We start from the raw sequence: 26597 nt of genomic DNA, 5'->3' as shown, positions 1-26597 counted from the left end.
GTAAACCGTGATCGATCTTTCCAGCCTTCCAGATCCTCAAGTGATTGAGGAACTGGATTACGAGACCATTTTGCAAAGCTTCATTGATGAGGTGAGGGATTTGTTTGCTGCCGAAGGCATCGATTATGATGTCGGTGCGCTCGAAACAGATCCGGTCAAGATCGTTCTGGAAGCCTTCTCCTATCGCGAGATCCGCTTGCGCACCCGTGCGAACCATGTCGCTCGGAACCAGATCCTTGCCTATTCGACCGGTACCGATCTTGAGCATTTGGCGTCCCACTACGGTGTTGCCAGGCTCGCAGGTGAAACGGATGAGCGCTTGCGTGAGCGCGTTCAGCTGGCGACCATTGGCCGGTCTCCTGGCGGCACCCATGAGCGGTTCAAGGCCATTGCAATGGCATCGAGCCCCAAGGTTCGCGATATCGCAACATGGACCGAAGACAGAGACCCGACCGTCAACATTGCAGTTCTGTCAACTGACGTTGGCGGCGCGGCTTCTGCGTCCCTTCTTGCGACTGTTCGGGCAGCACTTGAAGCCCCCGCGGTGCGACTGGTGTCCGACCGTTACAACGTGATCTCCGCCGTTCAGAAAGTTGTGGCGGTTGATCTTTCGGTCACCCTGACACCGGATGCTTCGGAAGACGTTCTCGCAGAGCTTCCAGATCTCATTCGCCTGGCGCGCGACCAGGAGAACCTGTTGGGGCTCGACCTGTACCGGGCTTGGGTGAGCAAGGCAGCAATGGTGTCCGGCGTTTCAAATGTCGTGGTCAACGCACCGGCGGCTGATGTGGTCGCAAGCCCGGAGGAAGCCGTCAAGATTGGTGACGTGACCGTTCAGTTTGCCGGGCGGGGTCGATGACAGAGACACTTCTTCCGTCCAATGCGACACCGATTGAAGTCGCGCTCGATCGGGCAGGGGATCAGGCACCGAAGATTGATCCCGCTCTGAGCTATATTTCCGGGTGGAAGCATAGCGTGCAGCCTGACGATCTGAGGCCGTATCTGGTTCATGAGTTCGGCATGGGGCTTCTCCAGCCCTATGTCGCGACCTATGGCGGCATTCTGGCGCTTCGCAGGCCTTGGTGCGAGGTGAGGGGCACGCATGAAGCCATTTCCCAAGGCCTCGCGGTTGCTGGTTATTCCGGCACGCTCAAAGATCCGCCAGCTCGGCGTCTCGCATGGGCCGAGTTCCAGATTGATCTGGACCGGGTCCGCGATGAGAAAGACGATCTTGGCATCATAGCTGGCCTCGTCGAGATCAGCCGCCCGGAGCGGTCAACATTCCGCCGTGGCGTCCATGGCTACGATGTGCCGGCCGCCGAAGGTTGCCGAACCCTTTTGAGCGGGTCGATCCTTGGAGATGACAGCGGTGTCCGGATCGATGGCAAGGGGCCGAAATGGTCTTTCGGTCGAGCTTATCGCTACACCCACGTTCTGACGGAAGATGACCTGACCGCGCTTGGTGTTTGGCTTCCCGAAGTACCGAGTCAGCTTTGGGCCGACATGGAGTTTCCCTGGGCAACGGCCACGTTCAAGTGGGCCGATGACGCCGCGCTTGGCCGCAGGGTCTCGATGGCGAGTTCCATTGAGGCGTTGCCTTGCTGGCTTCGCTTTGCCGATGACGGTGACCAGACGATTGGTTATCGCCGGGCTATCTGCCGGGGTGTTGAACAAGGGCTCACCGGATACGCGTTCGGCACTGACTTTCTGGAGCCGAGCCTTGAGAACCCGATCGGGGTGCATGTCTTTGTGCGCACCGGGTTCGGCGACGGTTACGGCTCAGAAGCCGCGTCTGTCTCCATCGTCTTCGGCGCTGATGTCACCGACCAGTCGAAACCCGGCCAACTCTGGCTGGAGCCTGCCGGCCTGACCGGAGGCGTTGAAATCGCGTCACAGCCGATCTCGATCCTTTTTGGCGAGACGGTTCGTGAATACGTCCAATTTTTCTTGAGGTTCTGATGGCCTACGAACACGAGTCCGGCATTGCCGCAGCCTATGACAGAACTCCAGACGCGCCGTCCACCCGGACGGATCTGGTATTTGTCGAGGACCGCTTCATTCAGGGCGCGGAACTGAATGAACTGCAGGGACTGACCGGCCGCCGTATCCAGGCGATTGGCGATCTGGTTGCTGGCAATGGCAACCGGGAAAGCGATGCGGCAATCAAGGTCGCATTCGACATAGACCCGGAAGACCCGAACGCCATTCCGACCACGGCCAGCATCATCCTGCAGGCCGGCCGAATCTACATTGACGGTCATGTTCTTTCCGTTGCAGCCGCTCAGTTTGATGATGTTCCGATCTCTGGCGACGTGATCGTCGGCGTGCGCCAGGTGGTCACCCGCATCGGTCACGAGGAAGATGCTTCTCTCGTCGGCCTGCATCCGGGTACCGATGCAGAAGGGGAACCGGGTGCTTACCGGACCAACCGGTCGCTTGAGTGGGGTTTGCTGAACGATGGCGGCGAAGGCCAGTTTATTCAGGTCTACAAGCTGCTCGACGGCACTGTCGTTGATCAGACCGCTCCGCCTGCGCTTGATGGCATTCTTGCGACCGCTGCCATTTACGACCGCGCACGCGGCTCTTACATCGTTGAAGGGTGTGAAGTCAGTGCGCTTGGGGATGACGGCAACGACCGGCAGATCCTTTCGGTGGGTGCCGGTGCTGCGAACATTCAGGGCTGGCGCCGCACGCGCGAAACCGCTTTCACCCTGTTCCAGACCCAAGATCCGGATCTTGAACTGGTCTCGGCCGAGGCGAAGACCTTCACCGATGGCGGCAGCGGCACAGCAGTTCTGACAGTCGCAAGGCCGCCGATCGCGAACGTGGTTTCTGCGGTTGTCACCATGCAGATCTCCGAGAACGTGACGCGCGGGCCTGTGCCCAACGGTCTGGATGAACTGCAGGAAGCATCGATTGTCGAAATCATAAGCGTCACGCAGGCCGCGACCACGTTTGATCCGGCAACATATTCCCTGTCTGGCGACAATATTTCGTGGGCTCCGGCTGGTGATGAGCCGGCTGCCGGCAGCACGTATGTCGTCACCTATCGGTATTTCAAGCAGGTCGCGCCGGATGCCTTCGACGCAACGACTATCACGCTGTCAGGCGGCGTGACCGACGAAACGGCATTGCTGACTTACAACTCGAAGATCCCGCGCAAGGATGTTCTTGTTTTTGATATCGATGGCACGCCGAGCGTCGTCAAAGGGCAGTCCGCTCGCAAGGGCGCTCTGCCGCCGAAGCCGCCCGAGGGCTACCTGAAGATTGCCGAGATCCACAACACGTGGGACGGCGCTCCGGAGATCGTCAACAACGGCACCCGTGTACCGACCTATGATGAGCTTTGGGGATATCTGCGGCTTACGGTGAAACTCGCCGATCAGCTCAACCGGACGCTCATGGAACAATCGGTACCGGACGCGGCTGCGATCTCTGCCGATGGCATCTTCACGGATGATTTCTGGAGTGATTTCTACCGCGATGAGGGTGTCGTACAAACAGCGGCCGCCAACCAGGGCGTCTTGCAGCTGCCGGTCTATGAGCAGTTTGTCGAGACGATCAACACGCTCGCGATCCTTGATTACACCGAAGAAGTGATCATCTCGCAGCCACTGGCAACCGGGTCCATGAAGGTCAACCCGTACGCCAACTATAACCCGATGCCGGGTTTGCTGGCTCTCAACCCGAATAACGACTTCTGGACGTCGACTGAAACGCAGTGGACCTCGTCCATCACGCGCCAGTTCACGGCAGCTCCCGGTCAGTCTCCGGGCCGCACTACGATTACCGAAGAAGTGCGGCAGACGACACGGGCGGCAGAGTTCCTGCGGCAGATCGATATCGACTTCACGATCGAAGGGTTTGCCCCCAACGAAGAGTTGGAAAAGCTTCTGTTCGCAGGGCGGGACGTGACGCCAGCAGGTCCGCTTGTTGCCGGTGCCAACGGTGACGTGCAAGGCACATTCCAGATCCCGCCCCGTGTCCCGACCGGAACGCATGCGATCCGGGCGGAAGGCGCAGCCGGTGGCTTCGCCGAGGCGTCCTTCGTTGGCGCAGGTGAAATCACCGTCGAGGTGATGCGCCGGGTCAATCTGGTGACCAGGGCCGCGCCGCCACCCGTGGTCAACGTGATCAACAATATCGTGCGTGTCACCAACGTAAACAACGTGTCCAACAATCGCGGCCCCGGTGAAGGCTCCGGACGCGAAGGGGGCATGAACGGCGATCCACTGGCATTCACGTTCGTCCCGCCGGTGGATTGCATGATGCTCGGGTTTGACGTGGAGATCGCCGAGGTTGGAGATCCGGCCAATGGCTTGGTTTGCCAGCTCGCCCGGACCTTGAACGGCTATCCGACCAATGAAGTTCTGGCGACCACGTTCATTCCGATGGTTGGCGTTCAGCCTGGTGACCAGGTCAGCCCGCGTTGGGATGCGCCGCACTATCTCAGTGCTTCGGAAAAATACTGCGTTGTCATCATGACCGACGATGCGGACCACGCCCTCAAGATCGCAACGCTTGGTGAGGTGGTTCCTGAATCCCAGCAGCTGGTTTCATCGCAGCCCTATACCAATGGCGACCTGTTCTCCGGATCGAACCGCACCACTTGGGTGGCGCATCCGAAAAGCGATCTCAAGATCGATATCGTCGCAGCCAAGTTCAGTCCGGTGGAAAAAACCGTAGATCTGTACCAGGGCGACATCGAGGCGATCACCGACCTGGTCGTTCGCGGCACGGTCGAGCTGCAATCCGATCAGACCAGGTTCCGGTACGAGCTTGTTCGCGCCAATGGCGATGTGATCCCGCTCGCTTCAGGGCAGTCCATCGAGTTCGATGAATATGTCTCCGAGACGATCACTCTGCGCGCCGTGTTGAACGGCAACGAGTACCTGTCGCCTGTCCTTTGGCCGGGCACCACGATCATTGGCGGGCAGGTGCAGGAGCAAGCGGACTATGTCTCGAAGAATTTCAAGATCGAAGGTCCGGTTGGCTTACGAGCGCTGTTCGATCGCTGGCAGCCGGCCGGCGCTACGGTGACGATCTTCGTTGACAGCAATGGGGATGAAAATTGGCAGCCGCTCGTTCAGGAGAGCGCCCGCGCGCTTGGCGGCGGCTGGACGGAACCGAAGCTTAATCTTGCAGGCTTTTCCGCCCCCAACGGCGGCCGCGTGAAAGTCACCCTCAACGGCACGCCTGCCGCGCGTCCCTCCATCGCGCGTTTGCGTGCTTACGGTCACTAAGAGGTTCTGATGCCAACCGACGCAATTACAGCACAACTCGGCATTCCAATGCCGGACCCGGCCAACGATGTCGATTATGACTTCACCCGGCTTATTCTGGCGATGGAGATGATCGATGGTTTTATCCATGCGCTCCAGACAGCACTTGCTGGCGTTGCGGCCGCAAATCATGGCCATGTCATTGACGATGTCGAAGGCCTGCAAGCCGAGTTGAACACGCTGGCAGACAGCATTGCCAACGTGTCCGGCACGCTAGCGGGGCTGGAAGATACGGACGTATCCGACGCTACACAGGGCATGCTCCTGCAATACCTCAATGAGAAGTGGGTGTCTGTTGCCGCCAAGGCCGCGTTCTTTGCTATCGACCCGATCAACGGTCTTTCCGCGAACAACGTCCAGGCGGCACTTGCCGAGCTGGTCCAGGAAGTCACGACACCTACCGTCGATCCTTCTGTGGCGTCTTATGAATGCGATGGCGAGACCGACACCTTCACGCTTCCTGCAACGCCAAATTCAAAGAATGCCGTGATCCTCAATCTCAATGGGGTCTCGGTGCTTCACGAAGATTTCACGCTGGCCGGTTCGGACGTCACCTTGAGCTACAAGCCTCCTGAGGGGATTACGCTTAACGCCTTGGTGTTGACCGCTGTTGAGATCGGCATGCCGTCTCTCGAAACTGTAGGCTTCGCACAGTTGTCGAAAGACGTGTCGGAACTCGCCCTGATCAGGCAAGCGCTCACGGCATCGGGCGAAAAGCCGTTCCGCTGGAACCACTCTTGGAACCCATACATGTTGAACAACGTCAGGGGGCAGGCGTCCTACACCTTAGACGGCTACACGCTCGATAGGTGGGTTCTGGAATTATCAGGTGCCACCGGCATTGTTACGCAAGAGGTATTGCCGCGAGGTGAAGATGGCATGCCTTACGACATCCGTCATTTCCTGCGTTTCGATGTCACGGTGGGCAACGACAATTGCCGTGTGGCTCAGCGGTGGCCGAGCGCACGTCAGTTTGCGGGTGACACAATCACTGTCGTGTTTCTTGCCCGTGGCGTGAACCCTGCCGGTGGCAGTTTGTTTGTCTCTGCGGATCAGTTTTTTGGGGCGGCTTCAACTACGCCAGAGCGCTACACCGTGGATAGCCAGAGCTTCAGCGTGGATGCAACATGGTCGCTTAAGAAAGTGGTCCTGGATATCCCCGAGATCGACGGGGTTGACTTGCTCTCTGACAGTTTTTTGAAGCTGCGAATTGGGCAATTGCTCGATGCTAGCACCGACCCTTGGCGGTTGGACTACACAGGATTTCTGGTTTTTGAAGGTGATGTTTGCGACGAGTTCGACACCTTGGCAGACGTCACGCGGCACTACCGGGGCCAAGATTTGGAAGATCAGCGGTGCCAAAGGTTTGCGCGAAAACTCGATTCTGTGAATTTCGGTTTCCGCCATCAGAACACTATTCCTGACGGTGTCGATTTCCTGTTTGAAGACGTGCGCGTTGCGCCGCCGATGCACCGAGTTCCGGATATCGACATGACGGTCACCACTCGTCAAAACACAAAAAATGAGATTGTGGCCGATGTCACTGCGAATGGATTTGCGGTCTACGCCGAAGGGACAGGCGGGGCAAACATCAACCGTTTCGAAGCAGATTTTCTTTTGCTGGCGGAGGTTTAAATGACGTTTCTCCCCCAAAGCCTGATCGATGGTCCATTCGGCCCCAATAAGGACCTCGTAATCAACGGGTTCATGGATGTAAACCAGCGCGGTCTGGGTAGTCGAACTACCACAGGTTTGGTTCATGACCGGATGTCGGTGTTTGCCTCGGAACTTCCCGGCCTTTTCTCTGCCGATGACATGGCGTTCACGCCTGCCCACGGGCAAGTTCCGCAAAACCCGGATAACTATCTACGGGTCTCTTTCAACGGCACCCTTGGAGGGGCCGGAACGGAGCATTACGCCGGGTTCAGATACAAGTTCCCTTATCCGCAGAGGATGACCAATCAGCAGTACACTGTTGAGTTCTACGGGCGTGTGAATAATCCGCTGACTGTGGGCATCGAAGGGAGGCTTGCAGCAAACAGCGGCAACCCTGCCGATGACGTAAATGGCATTGACTACAAGACGCATGCAATGACCACGACCGGGATTTGGAAGCGCAACAGGTTTTTGGTCAACGTCCCGGCTTGGACACCTTCGGCACTCGGAAACTTTGCACGGTACGAGCTGCTTTTCTGGCTCTCCATGGGGACAGCTCGTACCGAACCGCTCAATGTTGGTCCGCAAGCCGCTGATTTCGATATTGCCAATTTCGGGGTGTTCCCTGGGAACCTTCTGAATGTGCCGGGAGATCTGAAGGGACTGCGGGACGCCAGTATGGAACTGCTGCGGAGCCAGAGGTTTTTCTACCACATACCGGGGATTACGCTTCGGGGGCAGACTGCGGGGTATTACTACCAAACGCCGATAGGCCTGCCTGCCACAATGATCAGAGATCCTGACGTCACTTATACGTTCAGTTCGAACGTGGGGACGTGGTCTTCTCACGCAGTAACTTCCGAACCCGGATACATAGAACTCGCTGCAAGGCTCGATACCGTAGCCGGGGCAACAACGCGATGTGGGTTCTCAGCCATTAACGTAGATGCGGAGATTTAGGGATGCAGGTCACAGAAATCCACTTCACCGATGAAACCGAAACCCGCGTTGACGTGACGTTCACGCAGGACAGTGACGAGCGCTCCGGCAACTGGGCGTGGCCGATCCGGGATGACGGCAAGGCCGAAGCCGTCGCCGCGTTCCTTGCGGCGCAAGTTCCGGCATTGTTGAAGCCGGCCCTGAAACCGGTGCCGGGCGTAACCAACGATCAGATCAACGCTGCTCGCGATCGCCGGATTGACGCCGGCATTAACTTCAACGGCGTACTGTTCCAGACCCGTCCGGAAGATCGCGAGAACATTCAGGGCGCTTATTCCCGCGCTCAGTCGGCTATTCTGATCGACGGTGCCCAGCCTGGTGATTTCACCTGGCACGGTGGCCCTGGCGACTTCGAATGGATCGCGGCCGATGATAGCCGAGTGAAGATGGACGCGCAGACGATGATGGCTTTCGGTGAAGCTGTCCTCGATCACAAGTCGGCGCATATCTTCGCTGCCAACGCCATCAAGGCAATGGACCCGGTCCCGTCCGACTTCGATGAGATCGTCGCGCTCTGGCCGTAACCAGCTCCGCAAATTTCTAACCCCTGACCGCAACCGCCCGTGAGGCGGTTTTTTTGTGCCCGGTTGTCGGGCTGATTGTGAGGAAAGATGACCGAACCAGTCTTTGGAATGAGCTTCACGCGCCCGGACGATGAGATCGTTCCGGCGCTTGGTGCCGACTTCTCCCAGATGCTCTTGATCGAAACGTCCGAGGACGCTTCGGTTGCGGAATACCCGGCCGATACACCGGTGCGGATCTCGACCAGCGATGCCGAGGCCGTGTCCGCCCTCGGTACCGGGCTGCTGGCTGATGCCGTCAAAGGGATCAACGATCAGTTGACCGATCTGAACTCCGGAGCGGATGTGACGATCGTTCGCGTTGCCGAGGGCGTGGACGTCGCCGCGACCGCGGCTGCAATTGCCACCATTGTCAACGGCATTGCCAGCATCCCCTCCGCAGTCAACAAGACCCCGCGCATTGTCGTTGCCGGTCGCACTGCCTGGCGCCCGGATCTCGAAACCACCAACCCGGTGATCGCTGCGCTGGAAGCCAACCTCGGCAAGATCATGGCTGTCGCCCCTGTCGACGTCGACGACACTTCCGCGGCGAACGCCATCGACGCGCGCGAGACGATGACCTCGGAACGTCTGATGCCGATCGGTGTCGCGGCAAAGGTCTGGGATGGTGCGCAGGTTGTCACCCGTCCGATGATGCCGCGCGTTGCCGGTCTGATGGCGCGGATCGACAACCAGGTTGGCGGCGGCAAGCCGTTCCACCCGTTTGCAAACCGTGAGCTGTACGGCCTTGCCGGTCTTTCCCGGAAGATCCCGTTTTCCACGCTGGACGGTTCCACCGAGGGCCAGCAGTTGCTTGCGGCGAACGTCGCCATCGTGGCCGAAGGCGAAACCGGTGTTGATGGTGCGATTGCCGATGGCGGGTATCGCTTCATCGGTACGGACAATGCCCAGACCGGCGAACTGTGGGAGCAGATCCACCAGGTGCGCGGTACCGATTACATCATCACGCAGATCATCGAGATCACGAACCAGTTCCTTGGTCGCCGCATTCATGCGGACACAACGGAGTCCTGGATCAACTCGATTGCATTCGCGCTGCGTGATCATGTCAATGAAGGCAATATTCTCGGCTACACGCCGAAGGACCAGATGTTCAAGGCCAGTCAGAACAGCCCGGAAAACATCCGCCTTGGCCGGCTCAAGCTGACAATCGGCATTGAGCCGTGCCCGGTCTTCAAGCTCGCTCAGCACGAGATCCGCCGGTACCGACCCGCGGTCGACAACCTCGTCAACGAAATCATCGCCCGTCTGTCGAACGATCTCTGATCGGCGCTGACACGGTAACGACTAACGATTTTCGAAAAATCAGGATCTGATCATGCAGAAAATATACATGCTGACAGCCGTAGATGTTCGCCGTGCGGAAACGCCCGGTACGTCGAGGGTTCACACAATTTCGAAGCTGACTATCCCGCCGATCAAATTCGCGACGGCAGGCCATAACCCTGGCGGGAGCGTGATGGCTACGGACTTCACCCTGCCTCGCATTGAGGCGCTTGAGCCAAAGTTCATGGTCAAAGGCCTCGATACCGAGGTGTTCGGCGGTCTCGGTGAGCGCGATCGATGGGTTTTTGCGGGTGCGTACACTGAGAAATATACCGGAGTTCAGGTACCTGCTCGCGCGGTTATCGAAGGTGCCGTCACGCAATGGGAGTCCGATGAAAGCGACCCGGTCGATTTCCAGGGTTGCAACCACGCTTTGACGGAAGTGACGCACTTCGAGTTCACGCTCGACGGCAAGGAGCTGTTCTACATCGACTTCTGGGAACGCATCCTTCGCCGGAACGGTGTTGATCTGTTCGAGGGCGTGCGCGGCGCGCTCGGCGCGTAACTCAATCCTTCCTCGCAACCTCTACCGGCCGGGCTCAGTCCCGGCCTTTCTTTTGAAAGAAACCACATGTCTCAGAAAATCGCTCCCGTCGAACTTACCCTCGAAGAGCCGGTCGAGCACGACGGCAAGACCTTCGACAAGCTGACTTTCGCGCGCAAACGCAAGGTCCGGGACCTCGTCGCGGCGGATGATTACAAAAGCATTCTGCAAAAGACCGGGGCTGTCTACGCCTCAATGGCAGGTGTTCCGGCGGAAGTGATCTTCGATCTCAATGCCGATGATTATGCGGCGCTTGAAGAACAGGTCGCACCTCTCATGGGAAAGTCCTGGGAGGACGTCAAGATGAGCCTCGTGACGGAAGAGGCGATGAACTACGGCCTGAGGGAAGGCATTCAGGCAGAAATGGCTCGGCGGGCACAAAATTCGGACTGATGGCCGCGCAGATCGCGCGGTACCTTTATCAGTCCCTGACGGAAATCGAGGACTGGGACGTTCCAACCTTCTTCCGTTATTTCGACCATGTCGAAGAGGTCTTGCAGATCGAGGCTGAAGCCAAAAAGACGAAGGGCAGGGAATAACCCTGCCCACGTTGTAAGGCCTGAAAAAACGGGTCAGTCTATGAAACCATATGACTTTGCCACACGGCGCATCTGTGTGCAGTGAGCGGTCTTTTGCGACTGTTCCATTTCCCCTTGGTCATAGTTAGCGCTGTAGATTTCGGTATCCAGTATGGACGCAAAGCCCATGTCGTCGGCGGGAACCGTTCGCTCGACGTAGCCGCTGATGGCGCTCTGCTTGTAGGACATGCCGCAGAAGCTTTCTGCTGCAATGACCGAACCTAACCGCTTTGCGGCGTCATATTGCTCTGACTCGCTCCAAGCAAAAGCGGGTTGGGCAGACAACGCAACAGCAGCGAAAACGGCTAGTTTCATTGCGGAACTTCCTTCTGCGGGGACTTGCCCAAGGCTGCGATCAGCCCGCCAATAAGGGCCAGACACATGAAAACCGCTACCAGCGTGCCACCGAGGATCGCTCCGGCAATGGCGCAAACGATCAGAAGAATACCGGGCCACCGGGATGTCGATCCTATCGCCACCGCTCCCAGGGCAATTGTGAGGAACGAAAAAACAATACCGCCCCAACCAAGGCCGACAGCAACATCGGCCTGATCCGCCTCCACGGCAGTTGCTACGCCACCAATAAATAGAGTTACCAATGCTGCAAGCACGGCAAAAATGCCGGCAATTAGCGCAATTATTCCACCAGCCTTCTTCATAGTTCAACTCCGCTCGCAATCAGAAAAGTAGCTATCCGCAGGTGCGGGCCGCCTGGTTCGGATAGTGCGCAGGAAAGCACGTCAACCGTTGCGTGTCGAGCGGGTGGTGTTGACGTATCAGTTTTACAACCTAGAGGCCAACGAGAATGGCAACCCTCACGTCACAACTCATTGTGTCGCTGATTGAGCGCGTGTCCCGTCCGGCGCGCGCCGTCAGTCAGTCCCTGACCGAAATGCGCCTGCGCGTCGATGCAAACGCCAGGGCAATGGATGCCATGCGCGGCCGGATGCTGGACGCAGTTGGCGTCGGTTATGTGCTCGCCAAGGCGATCTCTGCGCCGATCAATGCAGCCCGCGAATTCGAAGCGGTGATGGCGGATGTCAACAAGGTGGTTGATTTCGACACGCCGGACGGGCTCAAGCAAATGAGCGCCGATATCCTTGCACTCAGCCGGGTCATTCCAGTGGCTGCAACCGGGATTGCGGAGATTGTTGCCGCTGCCGGGCAGGCCGGTATGCAGGGTGAGGAACTGCTCGCCTTCGCTGAAATCGCGGCAAAGGTTGGCGTTGCCTTCGACCTGTCGGCCGACCAGGTGGGCGAAAGCCTTGCCAAGATCAAAACCGCGCTTGGCCTGACCGTGGAACAGACCGGCGAGTTGGCTGATGTGCTCAACCACCTATCCAATACGTCTGCGTCCTCGGCTGCTGACTTGCTGGACTTCATGCGGCGGGTTGGGTCTGCAGGTACCGCCATGGGCTTTTCGGCGCGCGAGGTTGCGGCGATTGGTTCGGCGATGGTTGCGGCCGGTGCGCAGGCTGATGTTGCGGCCACGAGCTTCCGCAATGTGACCAAGGCGCTGGCGCGTGGCGAGTCTGCGTCCAAGCGCCAGCATGAGGCATACAAGAAGCTCGGCCTGTCCGCGACGGACGTAGCGCAGCGCCTTCAAAAGGATGCAGTTGGCACACTGCAGGATGTCATTGCGCGCATCCGCGCGCTGCCGAAGGAATTGCAGGCCTCGACGATCTCCGATCTGTTCGGGGATGAGGCACGCGCCGTCATGCCGCTGATCGAGAACGCAGAGCTTTTGCAGAATGCCCTCGGCCAGGTGGCGAGCGAAACCAACTATCTCGGCTCCGCGCAAAAGGAATTCGAGGTTCGTTCGCAGACCTTCAATGCGAAGCTTCAAAGTTTCCAGAACCGCATGACCGAACTTGCCATTGCGATCGGCAATGCTTTGCTGCCGGCGCTGACAGCGATCATCGAGGCGGTGATGCCTACGATTAGCGCGATCGCGGATCTGGCCGCTGCCTATCCGCAGGTGACTGCTGCGGTTGTCGGCGTGACGGCAGCGCTCGTCGCCTTGAATATTGCCGCCATCGCAAGCCGGTATTCCTTCCTTTTCCTGAAGGGCGGGGTTTTGAATGCGGCGCTTGTCATTGGCCGCAGTGCGGATCTTATCCTTGCGGCCACAAAGCGGCTTCGCCTTGCGGTCTTCGCTGCATCGATGTTAGGCGCAGCTACCGGCGGCGGGACGATATTTGGCGTTATCGCAGCCGCCGCGACTGCTGCTGCCGGTACGGTGAAGGCTGCCGCTCTTGTGATTGGCGGAGCGATTGCAGGTATCTCATGGCCAGTCCTTTTGTTGGTTGCCGGTATCGCGGCGCTGTCCGCAACCGTTTATCACCATTGGGAATTGATCAAGGCGTACACACTCGGATTTGCCGAGGTCGTCGGCGCTGGTCTCGGCAGGCTGGTAGAGCAGGTTGCCGGTTTTGCGGGCGACATTGCCGATCATATCGGAAAGTGGGCGACACAAAAGATCGTCAACTTCGGTGCGATGTTTGGCTTGGATGAGGCGGAAATCCGCTCGACGCTCAACACCGCCTATTCGGTCATGACATCCACTTTCGACAGCATGGTCGAATTTGTGATGGGGATACCTGGCCGGGTCGGCAACTGGATCAGCGACATCTTCACGATCAAGGATCACTCCGCCCAGATGGAAGGGGAGTTCCGCGATGCGGGTCGCCGGGTTGGTGAAGTCCTTGTCGACGCCCTGATCGAACCCTTCACACGTTTCTTTGCCTTCCTGCGTTCAATCCCGGATCGGATCGTCTCGGCAATTGGCAGCATCGACTTGTCGGGAAATTTCCGCTGGCCTTCGTTCCTCGGCGGTGGCGGCGGTGAAGCCCCTGCGGTACCTCAGCCAAAGATTGAAGGGGCTCGCGCCCTCGGCGGTCCAGTCGTCGCCGGCAGAACCTACCGCACGGCGGAAAAAGGCGATGAGCTGTTCACGCCTGACAGTAACGGGTTCGTTCACAGCGCTTCCGCGACAAAGCGCATTCTGGCCGGTGCAGGGCAGGAGCAAGGTGGCGGGCAATCCGTAAGCCTCTCAATCGAAAATATCAACGTTCACGGCGCGCAGGACGCCAAGGCAATTGCCGAGAAGATCGGTGAAGAGATCCGTTCGCAGCTGGCAGGGCTTCAGGCCGATACCGGTTGGTCAGTGGTGTAAGGGGAAAAGCATGCTCTACATGATCGGCGCGGTCGCGGTCGACACATACCCGTTTGCCTTTGATGCTGTCAGCCGGTCGGGCTCGGCGGACATTGCCTTCAAGCCTCTGTTGAACGGCCTCAAGGGCGCGGAGTTCATGGGCGAGGGGGATGACACGCTCAGCATGCGCGGTCAGCTCCTGCCGGCGAAAATCGGCGGTCTGCCGCAACTGGAAGCGCTTCGCTCTCATATGAAACAGGGCGCTGCCTTACCGGTGATGCGCGGGGACGGGGTGCGGCTTGGCAGCTACATGATTGTGAGCCTTCGCGACCACCACAGCGACCTTCTGCGGGACGGTATCGGCGCAAGGGTTCGGGTTTCGGTTTCCCTAAAAAAGGTGCCTGCACAGCAGTCTACCGGCCTGCAGGTCATCCCTTCGCTTTTGCAGCTTTTCGACATCTTGGGGTGATAATGACCGAAACAATAAAGATCGTGGGCGATAATCTTACGCTCGATCTGATCTTGTGGCGCAAGCATGGTTTGCGCGGCCTGGCTCTCATTGAAGAGGCAATGAAACTCAATCCGAAGCTGATCGGTGTCTATGTGCCGGTTGGCACAGATGTCGTCTTGCCAGACCTTCCTGCGGAAACCGTCCAGGCCCGCGAAGTCATAACCTTGTTCGGGTGATCTGATGGCGTGGAAAACGAGATGGGCGGTTGAGATCGACGGTCAGGACGTGAGTTCGAAGATGGCGAACTACCTGGAGCAGATCACGGTGACCGACAAGGCCGGCGCTTCATCTGACAGCTGTTCGCTGACGCTCGATGATGCCGGCGGCCAGATCAAACTGCCGCAGCCAGGCGGCAAAGTCGCGGTTCGGCTGAACGGCGTTCAGGTGTTCTCCGGTGTGATTGACAGCGTGAAGTCCTCCGGCAACAGGTCCGGTGGCCGATCGCTGTCTGTCTCTGCCAAGGGCTTCGACGTGAAAGGCAAGGCAAAGCAGCCGCAGCGCCTTCATCAGGATGAGGGGACGGTCGGGGACTTCCTGAAGAAGCTGGGGCAAAGGGCCGGTTTCGAAATGAAGATCGACCCGGCTTTAGCAAATATCGCACGCGACTATATCGCAGCGGATGGCGAAAGCCTTTTGCACATCGGCGAGAAACTGGCCCGCGAACTCGGTGCTACCTTCAAGCTTCGCGGCCCTATGGCAGTTCTTGCCAAACATGGACAGGACTTCGGCCTTCCGATGATCTCCGGTCTCTTCAAGCCGGATGGGTCCGGCAACCTGATCTCGTGGGATATCGAGCCGCTGTCGACACGCACAGTGTTCAAGTCCGTCGAGGTGCCATACGTCGACAGGAAAAAGGGGCTGCCGCTGATCTACAAGACGGATGCGGGCAAGGCTGGTGAGCGTGCCGAAGCCGTCAATCTTGTTCGGTCTGTCGCGCACGATGAAAATCAGGCGAAGGAAATAGCCGAGGCTCGCAAGGCGCAGATTGAGCGCGAGGGCGGAAAAGGCCGGGTCACTCTTGATCTGATGCCTGAGGCGCAGGCCGAGGCGCAGTTTCAATTGAAGGGAACGCGGGCTGGTGTCGATGGCACCTACCGGATTGTATCCGTCACGCACTCAGCAAGCCGAACGGGCGGCGCAACGACTGATCTGGAGTTGCAACAGCCTCAGGATGGCGCAGGAACTGACAGCCGCTGACGGTCGATCCAAATCGCAGAATTCACCCAACCCGCCCAAGTGGCGGGTTTTTTCATGCCCAAACGATGGAGGGCGCAATGAGCACATTGACGTTTGAAAAATGGCTTCAGCAGCGACTTAACCTGCATGGTGCAGATATCGCTGAAGATGGGGAGATCGGAAACGAGACCACCAGCGAAATTAAGAAGTTCCAAGCTCTCAAGGGGCTGAAAGTGTCAGGCCTTGCGGACAGTGATACGATCAAACTTCTTCGGCAGTCGCCGAACGGCCGCGGCCGAGTGGCGACGCGTGATGTTCCTTCCCAGGACATGCCGCCCTGGCTCAAGGAAATGGATCGGCGCATGGGCCTGCACGAGGTCCGCGACAAGACTGCCTTGTCCGGATGGCTCAAATTCGGAAAGTTCCTTGGCGATCCTTCGAAGCTGCCTTGGTGCGGAGATGCCGTTGAAACCTGCATCGTGAAGACTCTTCCGGATGAGCCGGTTCCGTCCAATCCGTTCTTTGCTCAGAACTGGCGCGCGTTCGGCATGGATGCCGGTGGCCCTCTGGTTGGAGCGATTGGCGTCATTCGCTGGACCGCAAACTCCGGACATGTCGGCATTGTTGTCGGCTATGACGCCGCGAAACGCCGCGTCTTTCTGATGGGGGGCAACCAGCAGAACGCGGTCACGATCAGCTCGTTTCCTGCAAGCAAGTTTATCGCGTTCCGTTGGCCGAAGACCTTCCCGTTTCGCAGATATCCGGCCCTGCGTGCGGATAGCGTTGAGCCGGCTGATTACGCAGCTACCCGGTGACGCGCAGAAACAGATGTGTCGTGCAGGCTCCTGAGGGGCATGCATGGCACGGGTTGGAAGTGCAGCTGATTGAGCGGCGCGGACAGTTCATTTCAACTTCAATCGGAACATTTCGGTGCCTCAACGGCGTCTGGCGACTGCAGATCGACGACCGAATTTCGATCATCCCCGACTGAGAGAAAATCCATGGTGAAGACCTACAAGCGGGAAACCGCGTGGGCGCTGCTGGCTGGTCTGGCGGCGCTCTGTTTTTATGACTTGCTGCACGGCGGTGGCACGGCGGCTCGTGATTGGGCAGAGCTGTTCGTTGCTCCGGTAATCACCTTTGCCGTTGCCGCGTTCGGCCTCGATGCTGTGGGCAAGCAGCTGATGTCGAAAGCACCTTCGCCTCAGGATTACGGCTGATGCTGGCGCTTGCCGTTGCGGTCTGGAAATCCAGAACCGGCGCCGTCGTGCTCGCGTTTCTTGCGGTTGCGGCGGCGCTCTACACCTGGCACCGGCTGGATAAGTCGAGTGCCGTTCGTGCCGCTGTGACGTCTTACGTCGCAGACGTCGAGCTGGCGGCGGCCGAGGCCGAACTGACGGCGGCTCGCAAACGGGCCGACGCCGCGGAGGCGGCGAATTTCTCCTTCCAACGACAACTCTCGGAAGCTGAAGCCATTGCCACTATCCAAGCGCAGGAGCTGGACAACTATGAATCGACTTCCCGTGATGTTGTTGATCAGCGTCTTCTTGACCGCCTGTCAAACCGATAGGGACCGGGCGATCTCGGCCGGCGCACGGATCGGCGCGGCGGCTGCGCAGTCACAGACAGATCCGCCGTTGCCGGAAGACTGCAGGAAGCGAGAACGATCGGGCGTTGTTCTCGGCGATCCGCTTGATGTCGCGCTCATAAAAACAGACCAGGCCCTCGGCCGGGCGAACAGCCGGGTCGCGCGCTGCGCGATCTGGCACGACACCTATCGAAACAGCTTAGGCGGGGATGTGGAATGAAAGACTTTCTCGAATGGATCTGGCACCTGCCACTTACAAAAATAGCGGCGATTACGGCCTTCGCAATGATTGGTGCGGCTCTGCCGAAGGACTTGTCGGCGCGCGATCGCTGCATGACCTTCTTTGTCGGGTTTATTGCTGCGCTCGTTTTCGGAGAGCCGGTGAGGGCTCTGCTCGGATTTGGTGAAATGTGGGCTTACGGCATGGCCGGAATTCTTGCGATGACGGGCAGGAACATCGCGGTTTTCCTCCTGAGGGCAAGCCGTGACCCAAAGACATTTGCGCAGGACCTGCTGGAAATCTGGCGGGGAGTTCCCCGCAGGTAAATTGTCTCGCGAGGCGATTTCCATCACTGCCTCCAGTGTGCAAGCAAAAGGCGGGCGTTGCTCGCCTTTCTGCTCCTTCTGATATAGCCTGTGTTCTGTAATTTCTTACGATGCAATCAAGAACTGCGATGGAGCACTTGAAGGTGACACGCAAAGGCGAAGAGATCGTATCAGGTCGATATGACAAGTCGTTGGACCGCGCAAATACGCGTGGGATCGCATTTAATCAAATGTCCGCGAATTTCGCGATGCTGGCGGTTCGAAGTGCGTTTCTCCTGAATGGAGCGGCTCTGTTCGCTCTACCTCCAGTATTGATTGGCTTTTCAAACAACGGCGACAGTGTCGCAGCTTCAAGTCTGTATTGGCCTGCTGCGTATTTCGTTTTTGGCGTTGTCGCATCGGGAGTTTGCAGTTTTGTTGCATATGTCAACTATCAGATTATCGCTGAAAGTTCAGACAACCTGCAAAGACTTGAATATGTAAAGTGGCATAGTGATCACATGCCGGAATATTTTGAAGCCAATAAGAAGCACTTCGAAGAAACAAAATCGATAAACCTGCCGAAGCTTACCAGCGCCAATAAGTGGGCATCCATCACAGCTTGGATTGGCGTAATATTCGCTGCAGCTAGTTTCGGATGTTTTTTTCGGGGGTGTCAGCTGGCGGGAGATGTTCTGTTAGCAATAAAATGAAAGGTCATTTCACCGGATCTTCCCGTGGCGCGGTCGTTGCGGGCTTGTCGTGAAAATGGGTTCGATCGCCGGTCAGCTTTTCAGCCATGTCGTCAATCGCCTCGCTCAAGTGCATGGCTGTGCGATATATCGGCGATCCGATCTTTGCCGATCGCATGACCTGGACAGCTCCAGCTCTGCCAACGCAGAGCTTTTCCAGCACTTCCTGGGTGTTGATGAAACCGCGTCCACTGCGACGTGACATATCCAGTCCTGAAATTTGTTCTCACTTTGTTCCAATATCGATCTTCCGGTTAATCTGGCAAGATCCGGTCACGAACAAATGGAGATACGAATGAATTCGAATGATATTTGCGCGTCTATATATATGGCGAGGGCGCTTCTGGACGGTCACCCACAAGAGCCTGAAGGTTTGGAAGGACTCGCAAAAGTCGCTCAAGACAAGTGCAGTAGCTCAGCTGATTGGGTTGAAGTGGCCGCGGTTGCAGAAGCTTTTGAAGGAGCGCTTCGGCACGCTCGCGGTGACTTCAAGGGCGCCCCTGGGGAGGGGTGAACTGGGAACAAAAATGTCCCACTTTTTCAGGGGTGGCAAAAAGTGGGACGTTTAGACCCAAAAAAGCCAATGAAATCAATGGGGGGAAAGTAGTCTGGAGGCCCCGACCGGAATCGAACCGGTGTACACGGATTTGCAATCCGCTGCGTCACCACTCCGCCACAGGGCCCCTAGGTGGTGTGCCGCGCCTTATCAAACAGTTGCGCGATTTGGTCAAGCCCTGTTTTCAACGTCGTACACATTTCCACCGTTGCCGATTATCGATTTGAGGAAAGCCATGAGTTGCTGCTTATTTTCCGCAGAAACCGGGTGCCATCGCAGGATCTGCTCGCGCGCATACTTGTCAGGCAGCCTTTGCATCGCTAATGAACGTTTCTCAAGAGGCGCCGGTAATCCGGCATGTCAAAGTGAGGGCCGATATGACGGACTTTAATCAGTCCCGCCGCAAGATGGTGGATAACCAGCTGCGCACCAACGATGTGACCGATCACCGGATCCTGGACGCAATGGAAGTGGTGCCGCGCGAGCGCTTCGTTCCCGCATCCAAACGTGCCGTTGCCTATATCGACGAAGATCTGCCGATTGGAGCAGTCGAAACCGGCCGCATGCTGATGAAGCCGCATATTTTCGGAAAGCTGGTTCAACTAGCGGATATCCGGGAAGGCGATGTCGTTCTGGTCATTGGAGCTGGCACCGGTTACAGCGCTGCAGTCGTTTCCAAACTTGCTGCTTCCGTCGTGGCTCTTGAGGAAAATCCGGACCTTGCCAAGACGGCAACCGAGGTTCTGGTCGATCTCGGCATCGAAAATGCGGTTGTTGTGGAAGGCGCACTGGCAGCAGGATATTCTTCTGAAGGACCTTACGACGTCATTTTCGTGGACGGAGCCGTCGAGGTGCTGCCAAAGGCTCTGACTGACCAGCTGAAGCCGACAGGACGTCTGGCAGTGATTGAAGGACGCGGTGGTGCTGGCGTCGCCAAACTCTACCAGAAATCGGGTTCAGCGGTGAGCAGCCGATTCGGTTTCAATGCCTCCGTTAGCGTGCTTCCTGGCTTCGACAAGGCTGACGAATTCGTTTTCTGAGCGATCAATTTGGTCTGGACTGACAGAAACCCGCCGAATGATGGCGGGTTTTTGCTTTAAAAGCGGAGAAATGGCTTAACGCAGCGATAACTTGTTGCCATTAAGCCGCACTCGCGGAAATTCGCAATTATCCGCTCTCAAACGGTTGAAGAATAACACCCATCAGTTTACTCAACAGGATCAAGTAGGTTGACCCGGAAGGAGTGTGGGGTGTCTGGTCGTTCAACTCTAAAAGTTTTGACCATTGCTATTGGCCTGTTGGGTGGCGTTTCCGCCACCGCCTTGACCGGTGCCTCCCTGTCTCCCGCTGATGCTGAAACCATCAGAGAATCGCTGGCGCTTGCCTATTCGAACAATCCCACCTTGAACGCGGCGCGTGCGCAGCTTCGTGGTGTGGATGAGAATGTGCCTCAGGCACTGACGGGCTGGCGGCCAACCGTGACAGCATCCGCAGCGGCCGGACGCCTCGCAGCCGGGGCCGACTCGGCGATCGACTATCGCAACAACGCGTCGATCTCGCTGACGATCAGTCAGACTCTGTTCCGCGGCTTCCGGACGATCAATTCCACCCGTCAGGCAGAAGCTGTCGTGCGTGCTCAGCGCGAAAGCCTGATGTCGACGGAACAGGACACGCTGCTGGATGCGGCAACGTCCTACGTGGATGTGATCAGGGATACGGCTCTGGTGTCGCTTCAGCGCAGTGACCTTGCCTTCCTTCAGGAACAGGTAAGAGCCGCACGTGACCGGTTCGACGTAGGTGAGGGCACCCGGACGGACGTCAGCCAGGCGGAAGCCCGCGCTGCCGAAGCCCGCGCCAGCCTCAACACCGCGATGGCCAACCTGAATACAAGTCGCGCCATCTACCGTCAGGTGATCGGCGTTGAGGCACGCAGCCTTTCGGCCGATACGTCGATCAGCCGCTACGTTCCCAAGTCCATTGACCAGGCGATGCAGCTGAGCGAAACACATCAGCCGTTGATCCGGCAGGCGCAACACCTTGTCGATGCCGCCATTTTCAACATCAAGACGATCGAAGGTGAACTTCTGCCGACCGTCACCTTGGATGGTAGCATTTCCAGATCGTGGAACCCGTCTGCAACGACCGACTACAGCGACAATGCGCAGATCTTCGGTAACGTAAGCATTCCGCTCTATCAGGGTGGTGGCGTGTCTTCGCGTGTGCGACAGGCCAAGGAAGAACTGGGCCAGACCCGTCTGCAGCTGGATGTGGCGCGCGATCAGATTCGCGCCAACGTCATTTCCGCCTGGGGTAACTACCAGGCGGCTGAAGCTTCCATTGTTGCAGCCCAGGCCGCTGTCGAAGCACAGCAGCTGGCTCTGGAAGGCGTCATTGAAGAGCAGCGCGTCGGTCAGCGCACCACGCTCGACGTTCTTGACGCGCAGCGCGAACTGGTCATTCAGCAGTCCAATCTCGTAACCGCGCAGCGCAACCGGATTGTCAGCGGATATCAGCTGGTTGCTTCGATTGGCCGGTTGGACGCTGAATCACTTGGCCTCAACGTTGCCCGCTACAATCCGAAGCAGCATTACGAGGCTGTGCGGGACCAGTGGTTTGGTCTGCGCACTCCGGATGGCCGGTAAGAAACTGGTAACTTATATTCTTCACGATGGCGGCTGACGGTCGAAAGATCTTCAGCCGCTTTTGTTATTCGGCTGAACATCCTGACAAATTTACGAAGGATGACGTGAAACGTCTGGCCGAATTCCACCCTTGATCGGTAATTCCCGACTAAAAAGGGGATAAGGCGATGCTTCGGGGCGCGTTCACTTTGCGCGTTTCTTATTGACCCGCATAATTTCGGTTAACGAATCATTTTGATGGAACAGACTGTTCCTGAGCGTAGCCGGTAAGTACGGGGGAAGTCATGGCGCAGGCGAAGAAGGCTGATGAGCCGTCGATGGAGGAAATCCTCGCGTCGATCCGCCGAATCATATCCGATGAGGACTCCCAGGGAGCCGAAGACGGCGAAAGCGGCAGCAGCGAACCCGTAGAGACACCAGTAGAAGAAGAGGCGGCGGACGATATGGGCAATGCCTCCGAAATGTCCCAGGACGATCTCGACAAGCTGTTCGACATGAGCAGCGACGATGATGAAGACGACCTTCCGGTAGAAGACGACGACGCGGATGACATGGCTGCAGCCATGGCTGCGGATGCCGAAGAGGACGAAGGCGAAGACGTTCTGGAGCTGACCGAGGAACTGGCGATTCCTGACGATGATGCGATGGACATTGTCGAAGGAATGGCAGAGGACCTGGACGGCGACGAAGGAGACATTTCCTTCGCGGCTCCACCTGCTCCTGAATTTGATCCCGAACCAGCACCTGTTTTCGACCCTGAACCTGTGATGGCCGCTCGGCCGGTGCCAGACGATTTGCCGAATGTGGCGGACGATGCCCCTCTGACATCTCAGAACACCGGTGAAGCCGTTCACGCGGCATTCGACAACCTGTCGAACATGTTTGTAGGCTCCCAGGCGCAGACGGTTGAGGAGCTGGTCAAGGAAATGCTGCGGCCGATGCTGAAGGCATGGCTGGACCAGAACCTGCCTGGCATGGTCGAGCAGATGGTTCAAAAGGAAATTCAGCGCGTGACGCGCCGGCGCTAGGCCGGATTAATTCGACGATTTTCAGTCAGGGGATGTCAGATGGCATCCCCTGAATTCGTTTCTGGCAATCGCTGAGCACATGCTCTGCCATTCGCAGCCTTGGCAAGCCTTGCGGATTGAGCCGTTAGCGAACGCATCCCTCAGAAAAGACAGGGTCTGTCGGTCCAAAACGATGGAATTGCCCATTTCAAGAGGGCGTCCGAGCACCAGTGCAATATCCGCGGCCGCTGTCCGGTCCCTGTTGCGAACGCTTTCATTTCGACAATGGCACCCCGGTTCGTCCAACATTGGCCGGCACAAGGTGTCTGGGCCTTCTACCAGCTCAATGGGTTCACCTTCATTCAGGCGCTGAACGATTGTGCTGTAATTTTCGACAAAGGCCGGCGTATAGCCTTTGCCCAGATAGGTCAGCATGCAAAGCAGGTGGTGTGGACGGATTGAAACGGTCATGACCCGCTTATCGCAGCAAACGTCATTCAACCCAAGTTCTGACCGTCGGATAGGCGCTTCTCCCTCCAAATGCGCCACATGGCTGCGGGATTGGCCTGCATAGGCGGTTGACTTGCGGCAGCGCATCCGATTTACACGGTGCTTCACGAAAATCGAAATTCATTCTCCCATTGAGTGACCCTGATGCTGGATAAGACCTACGATGCGGCCAGCGTTGAGCCGCGGATTTACGAAACCTGGGAAAAGGCGGAGGCCTTCAAGGCCGGAGCTGGTGCCAAAGAGGGTGCAGCCTCCTTTTCCATCGTAATTCCGCCGCCGAACGTGAACGGTTCGCTGCACATGGGGCATGCTCTCAACAACACGCTTCAGGACATCCTGATCCGCTGGAAGCGCATGCAGGGCTTCGATACTCTTTGGCAGCCGGGCACCGACCATGCGGGGATCGCGCTTCAGATCGCTGTCGAAAGACAGATGGCCGAACGCAACGAGCCGAGCCGCACAGAGATCGGCCGCGAGGCATTCGTACAGCGTGCGTGGCGCTACAAGGGAGAAGTCGGCAGCGCGATTATCGCTCAGCTCAAGCGTCTGGGCGCATCATGCGACTGGTCGCGTGAACGGTTCACCATGGACGAGGGCCTGTCGGAGGCCGTCCGCAAGGTTTTTGTCGACCTCTACAACGAGGGCCTGATCTACAAGTCCAAGCGGCTCGTCAACTGGGATCCGAAGATGGAGACAGCCATTTCGGATCTCGAGGTCGAGAACATCGAAACCGATGGACACATGTGGCACTTCCGCTACCCGCTGGCCGGTGGCGCGACCTATGAATACGTTGAGAAAGACGAAGAGGGGAACATCACCCTTCGCGAGACCCGTGACTATATTTCGATTGCCACGACGCGGCCGGAAACCATGCTGGGTGACGGTGCCGTTGCCGTTCATCCGGACGATGAGCGTTACAAGCCAATTGTCGGCAAACTCTGCGAAATCCCGGTCGGGCCGAAGGAACATCGTCGTCTGATCCCGATCATCACCGACGAATATCCGGATCCGGATTTCGGCTCGGGGGCGGTCAAGATCACAGGTGCACATGACTTCAACGACTATGGTGTTGCTCAGCGCAACAAGATCCCTATGTACCGCCTGATGGACACCAAGGGTGCGATGCGCGCCGACGGTGCGCCTTATGTCGAAGAGGCTGCCAAGGCCCAGGCGATCATCGATGGCGCAGAGATGACCATTCAAGAGGTCGATCTCATCAACATCGTTCCGGACGATCTGCGTGGACTTGACCGGTTCGAGGCGCGCAAACGCGTTATCGAACAGATCACGGCGGAAGGTCTGGCAGTTACGGCGCCGGCGGATCATCCGGACGTTGCCTGGATGAAGGGGCAGGCCCCTGAATGGAACACGCTTGGCCGGGCCGTCGTTCGTCCGCTGGAGGAAGGCGCGGAAGCGCCGGAGCGGTTGCCGCTGGTCGAGTCCAAGAAGATCATGCAGCCGTTCGGAGACCGCTCCAAGGTGGTCATAGAGCCTATGCTGACGGACCAATGGTTTGTCGATGCCAAGACACTGGCGGCTCCCGCCTTGAAAGCCGTTCAGGACGGCACGACCAAGCTCATTCCCGGCAACGCCGACAAGGTCTATTTCAACTGGCTCAACGACATTCAGCCCTGGTGTATTTCCCGCCAGCTCTGGTGGGGCCATCAGATCCCTGTCTGGTACGATGAAGATGGCAAGGAATACTGCGCACATTCCGAGGAAGAGGCCGTTGCAATGGCAGGCGGCAAGGCGCTGACGCGGGACGAGGACGTCCTGGACACGTGGTTCTCCTCTGCGCTCTGGCCGTTTTCGACGCTTGGTTGGCCACACAAGACGCCGGAACTCGAGCGCTACTACAAGACGGATGTGCTCATCACGGGTCTCGACATCATCTTCTTCTGGGTTGCCCGGATGATGATGCAGGGCATTCATTTCATGGACGAAGTGCCGTTCCACACGGTTTACTTCAACTCGATCGTTGTTGACGGCAAGGGCAAGAAAATGTCCAAGTCGACCGGAAACGTGATCGATCCTCTCGATCTGATCGGCCGTTTCGGCGCCGATGCCACCCGGTTTGCGCTTGCGAGCCAGGAGGTTCAGGCCCGCAGAATGCTTCGGATGTCCGACCAGGCAGCCGAAGGCGGTCAGCGCTTTGCCACCAAACTCTGGAACGCTGCCCGGTTCGCCGAAATGAACGGCTGTGCCCGGATGGAAGGGTTCGACCCGGCAGCAACCAAGCACACGCTCAACCGTTGGATCGCAACGGAAGCAAGCCGCTGTATCGCCGAGGTGACCGCGGCACTCGAGGACTTCCGGTTCAACGATGCATCCGGTGCTGCCTATCGGTTCACCTGGAACACGTTCTGCGACTGGTACCTGGAACTCGCAAAGCCGATCTTCAACGGTGATGATGAAGCTGCCAAGGCTGAAACCCGGGCAACGGCAGCATGGGCGTTGGACGAAATCCTGAAGGTCCTGCATCCGATCATGCCGTTCCTGACGGAAGAACTGTGGGAGCGTCTCGGAGACGAAGGCAACGCGCATGATGGCTTGCTGATGCTGACTGCCTGGCCGGAGCCCAAGGTTTCCGATGAGGCTGCGGCTGGTGAGATCAACTGGCTTGTCGATCTGATTTCCGAAATCAGATCGGTTCGCGCGGAAATGAACATTCCGGCAGGTGCGAAGGTCTCGGTGGTCGTCGCAGGGGCCAGTGAACAGACCAAGGCCCGGCTCAAGACCCACGAGTCTGCCATTCTTCGTCTGGCAAGGGCAGAGACCGTTTCCCTGGCTGATGCAGCTCCCTCCGGAGCGGCCCAGATTATTGTTGGCGAAGCCACGGTCTGTCTGCCACTCGCCGGGGTCATCGACCTTGGTGCAGAAAAGACCCGACTTCAGAAGGAAGCCGGCAAGCTGGAAGGTGAGATCTCGAAGATCGAGAAGAAGCTTTCCAACCCGGCATTCGTTGCCAAGGCCCCCGAAGAGGTTGTTGACGGCGAACGCGAAAAAGTTGCCGAATCCAAGGAAAAGCTGGAGAAGGTCCAGACGGCGCTCGGTCGTCTGGCGGAAATCGGCTAGATCATTTCTCGGCCCGGAACGAGCTTTGTCTTTTCCGGGCCGCAATTCGGTGCTAGCGCCGCATAAAAGAACACACGTATGCTTAGCACCTAAGGAATCGAATTGAAGCTGATGGCGGACCAGTTTGACACGATG

28 protein-coding genes and 1 tRNA gene are annotated in these 26597 nt (G+C 57.8%); 23 read left to right on the top strand and 6 right to left on the bottom strand.

Annotated features, from left to right (window positions below):
• Positions 1–7: 7 nt before the first annotated feature.
• From FIU93_RS20940 to FIU93_RS31465, 10 genes are all read left to right on the top strand, one after another.
• Positions 8–859 (top strand): baseplate J/gp47 family protein, encoded by an 852-nt coding sequence (locus FIU93_RS20940; protein WP_152506624.1) that lies wholly within the window; start codon positions 8–10, stop codon positions 857–859.
• Entirely contained in the window at positions 856–1959 is a 1104-nt protein-coding gene (locus tag FIU93_RS20935) for a phage tail protein (protein WP_152506623.1), read from the top strand. Before FIU93_RS20940 ends, FIU93_RS20935 begins: the two co-directional genes overlap by 4 nt.
• On the top strand, positions 1959–5243 hold the full coding sequence (locus tag FIU93_RS20930) for a DUF4815 domain-containing protein (protein WP_152506622.1): 3285 nt from the start codon (positions 1959–1961) through the stop codon (positions 5241–5243). Before FIU93_RS20935 ends, FIU93_RS20930 begins: the two co-directional genes overlap by 1 nt.
• 9 nt (positions 5244–5252) lie before the next feature.
• Positions 5253–6917 (top strand): hypothetical protein, encoded by a 1665-nt coding sequence (locus FIU93_RS20925; RefSeq protein ID WP_152506621.1) that lies wholly within the window; start codon positions 5253–5255, stop codon positions 6915–6917.
• The gene (locus FIU93_RS20920; protein ID WP_152506620.1) at positions 6918–7898 is read left to right on the top strand and encodes a hypothetical protein; all 981 of its coding nucleotides are present in this window, start codon (positions 6918–6920) and stop codon (positions 7896–7898) included.
• 2 nt (positions 7899–7900) lie between these two features.
• Entirely contained in the window at positions 7901–8461 is a 561-nt protein-coding gene (locus tag FIU93_RS20915) for a DUF4376 domain-containing protein (RefSeq protein ID WP_152506619.1), read from the top strand.
• Between the two features lie 87 nt (positions 8462–8548).
• A complete protein-coding gene (locus tag FIU93_RS20910) occupies positions 8549–9784 on the top strand; it encodes a tail sheath protein (RefSeq protein WP_006933090.1) in 1236 nt (411 codons plus the stop codon).
• A gap of 52 nt (positions 9785–9836) precedes the next feature.
• Positions 9837–10349: a phage major tail tube protein gene (locus FIU93_RS20905; RefSeq protein ID WP_152506618.1), complete on the top strand. Its 513-nt coding sequence runs from the start codon at positions 9837–9839 to the stop codon at positions 10347–10349.
• Positions 10350–10415: 66 nt separating this feature from the next.
• Positions 10416–10781 carry a phage tail assembly protein gene (locus FIU93_RS20900; protein WP_152506617.1) on the top strand — a complete coding sequence of 122 codons (366 nt, stop codon included), beginning with the start codon at positions 10416–10418 and terminating at the stop codon, positions 10779–10781.
• The gene (locus FIU93_RS31465; RefSeq protein ID WP_173017371.1) at positions 10781–10927 is read left to right on the top strand and encodes a hypothetical protein; all 147 of its coding nucleotides are present in this window, start codon (positions 10781–10783) and stop codon (positions 10925–10927) included. The genes FIU93_RS20900 and FIU93_RS31465 overlap by 1 nt, the downstream gene beginning before the upstream one ends.
• Before the next feature lie 33 nt (positions 10928–10960).
• On the opposite strand, the gene FIU93_RS20895 is transcribed toward FIU93_RS31465, so the two are convergent.
• Both FIU93_RS20895 and FIU93_RS20890 read right to left on the bottom strand, forming a co-directional pair.
• Positions 10961–11281 (bottom strand): hypothetical protein, encoded by a 321-nt coding sequence (locus tag FIU93_RS20895; RefSeq protein WP_152506616.1) that lies wholly within the window; start codon positions 11279–11281, stop codon positions 10961–10963.
• Positions 11278–11625: a hypothetical protein gene (locus FIU93_RS20890; RefSeq protein WP_152506615.1), complete on the bottom strand. Its 348-nt coding sequence runs from the start codon at positions 11623–11625 to the stop codon at positions 11278–11280. Before FIU93_RS20890 ends, FIU93_RS20895 begins: the two co-directional genes overlap by 4 nt.
• Before the next feature lie 146 nt (positions 11626–11771).
• Between FIU93_RS20890 and FIU93_RS20885 the strand changes: the two genes are divergently transcribed.
• The 7 genes from FIU93_RS20885 (at position 11772) to FIU93_RS20855 (ending at position 17377) form a co-directional block, all read left to right on the top strand.
• Positions 11772–14141: a phage tail tape measure protein gene (locus FIU93_RS20885; protein WP_152506614.1), complete on the top strand. Its 2370-nt coding sequence runs from the start codon at positions 11772–11774 to the stop codon at positions 14139–14141.
• Positions 14142–14151: 10 nt separating this feature from the next.
• Positions 14152–14589 (top strand): phage tail protein, encoded by a 438-nt coding sequence (locus tag FIU93_RS20880; RefSeq protein WP_152506613.1) that lies wholly within the window; start codon positions 14152–14154, stop codon positions 14587–14589.
• Between the two features lie 2 nt (positions 14590–14591).
• On the top strand, positions 14592–14807 hold the full coding sequence (locus tag FIU93_RS20875; protein ID WP_209010189.1) for a tail protein X: 216 nt from the start codon (positions 14592–14594) through the stop codon (positions 14805–14807).
• A 4-nt stretch (positions 14808–14811) separates the two neighbouring features.
• A complete protein-coding gene (locus tag FIU93_RS20870) occupies positions 14812–15828 on the top strand; it encodes a late control D family protein (protein WP_152506611.1) in 1017 nt (338 codons plus the stop codon).
• A 77-nt stretch (positions 15829–15905) separates the two neighbouring features.
• Positions 15906–16622: a peptidoglycan-binding protein gene (locus FIU93_RS20865; RefSeq protein ID WP_173017370.1), complete on the top strand. Its 717-nt coding sequence runs from the start codon at positions 15906–15908 to the stop codon at positions 16620–16622.
• Between the two features lie 186 nt (positions 16623–16808).
• Entirely contained in the window at positions 16809–17027 is a 219-nt protein-coding gene (locus FIU93_RS20860) for a hypothetical protein (protein ID WP_152506609.1), read from the top strand.
• Entirely contained in the window at positions 17027–17377 is a 351-nt protein-coding gene (locus tag FIU93_RS20855; RefSeq protein ID WP_152506608.1) for a hypothetical protein, read from the top strand. Before FIU93_RS20860 ends, FIU93_RS20855 begins: the two co-directional genes overlap by 1 nt.
• A 49-nt stretch (positions 17378–17426) precedes the next feature.
• Here FIU93_RS20855 and FIU93_RS31460 read toward each other — a convergent pair whose 3' ends face one another.
• Complete coding sequence (locus FIU93_RS31460) at positions 17427–17576, bottom strand: hypothetical protein (RefSeq protein ID WP_173017369.1); 150 nt, start codon at positions 17574–17576, stop codon at positions 17427–17429.
• A 35-nt stretch (positions 17577–17611) separates the two neighbouring features.
• Between FIU93_RS31460 and FIU93_RS20845 the strand changes: the two genes are divergently transcribed.
• Positions 17612–17941 (top strand): hypothetical protein, encoded by a 330-nt coding sequence (locus FIU93_RS20845; RefSeq protein WP_152506606.1) that lies wholly within the window; start codon positions 17612–17614, stop codon positions 17939–17941.
• A gap of 143 nt (positions 17942–18084) precedes the next feature.
• Positions 18085–18633 carry a hypothetical protein gene (locus FIU93_RS20840; protein ID WP_152506605.1) on the top strand — a complete coding sequence of 183 codons (549 nt, stop codon included), beginning with the start codon at positions 18085–18087 and terminating at the stop codon, positions 18631–18633.
• A gap of 4 nt (positions 18634–18637) precedes the next feature.
• Here the strand turns inward: FIU93_RS20840 and FIU93_RS20835 are convergent, their stop codons facing one another.
• A complete protein-coding gene (locus FIU93_RS20835; protein WP_152506604.1) occupies positions 18638–18877 on the bottom strand; it encodes a hypothetical protein in 240 nt (79 codons plus the stop codon).
• Positions 18878–19281: 404 nt separating this feature from the next.
• Positions 19282–19355: transfer RNA gene (locus tag FIU93_RS20830), tRNA-Cys, on the bottom strand.
• A gap of 250 nt (positions 19356–19605) precedes the next feature.
• On the opposite strand from FIU93_RS20830, the gene FIU93_RS20825 reads away from it, so the two are divergent.
• The 3 genes from FIU93_RS20825 to FIU93_RS20815 all read left to right on the top strand — a co-directional run bounded on the left by FIU93_RS20825 (position 19606) and on the right by FIU93_RS20815 (position 22898).
• Positions 19606–20268, top strand: a complete 663-nt coding sequence (locus tag FIU93_RS20825) for a protein-L-isoaspartate O-methyltransferase (protein ID WP_031268553.1) — start codon at positions 19606–19608, stop codon at positions 20266–20268.
• A gap of 210 nt (positions 20269–20478) precedes the next feature.
• Positions 20479–21870 (top strand): TolC family outer membrane protein, encoded by a 1392-nt coding sequence (locus FIU93_RS20820; RefSeq protein WP_235814873.1) that lies wholly within the window; start codon positions 20479–20481, stop codon positions 21868–21870.
• Positions 21871–22154: 284 nt separating this feature from the next.
• Entirely contained in the window at positions 22155–22898 is a 744-nt protein-coding gene (locus tag FIU93_RS20815; RefSeq protein ID WP_152506603.1) for a DUF2497 domain-containing protein, read from the top strand.
• A gap of 21 nt (positions 22899–22919) precedes the next feature.
• Here the strand turns inward: FIU93_RS20815 and FIU93_RS20810 are convergent, their stop codons facing one another.
• A complete protein-coding gene (locus FIU93_RS20810) occupies positions 22920–23312 on the bottom strand; it encodes a DUF1284 domain-containing protein (protein ID WP_286202446.1) in 393 nt (130 codons plus the stop codon).
• A 219-nt stretch (positions 23313–23531) separates the two neighbouring features.
• On the opposite strand from FIU93_RS20810, the gene FIU93_RS20805 reads away from it, so the two are divergent.
• Entirely contained in the window at positions 23532–26462 is a 2931-nt protein-coding gene (locus FIU93_RS20805) for a valine--tRNA ligase (RefSeq protein WP_152506601.1), read from the top strand.
• Positions 26463–26597 lie beyond the last annotated feature (135 nt).

The sequence above is a fragment of the Labrenzia sp. THAF35 genome, from assembly GCF_009363595.1.
GTDB classification, from domain to species: domain Bacteria; phylum Pseudomonadota; class Alphaproteobacteria; order Rhizobiales; family Stappiaceae; genus Roseibium; species Roseibium algicola.
The sequence above is the reverse complement of the archived record's forward strand: the minus strand, read 5'-3'. Positions and strand labels throughout refer to the sequence as shown.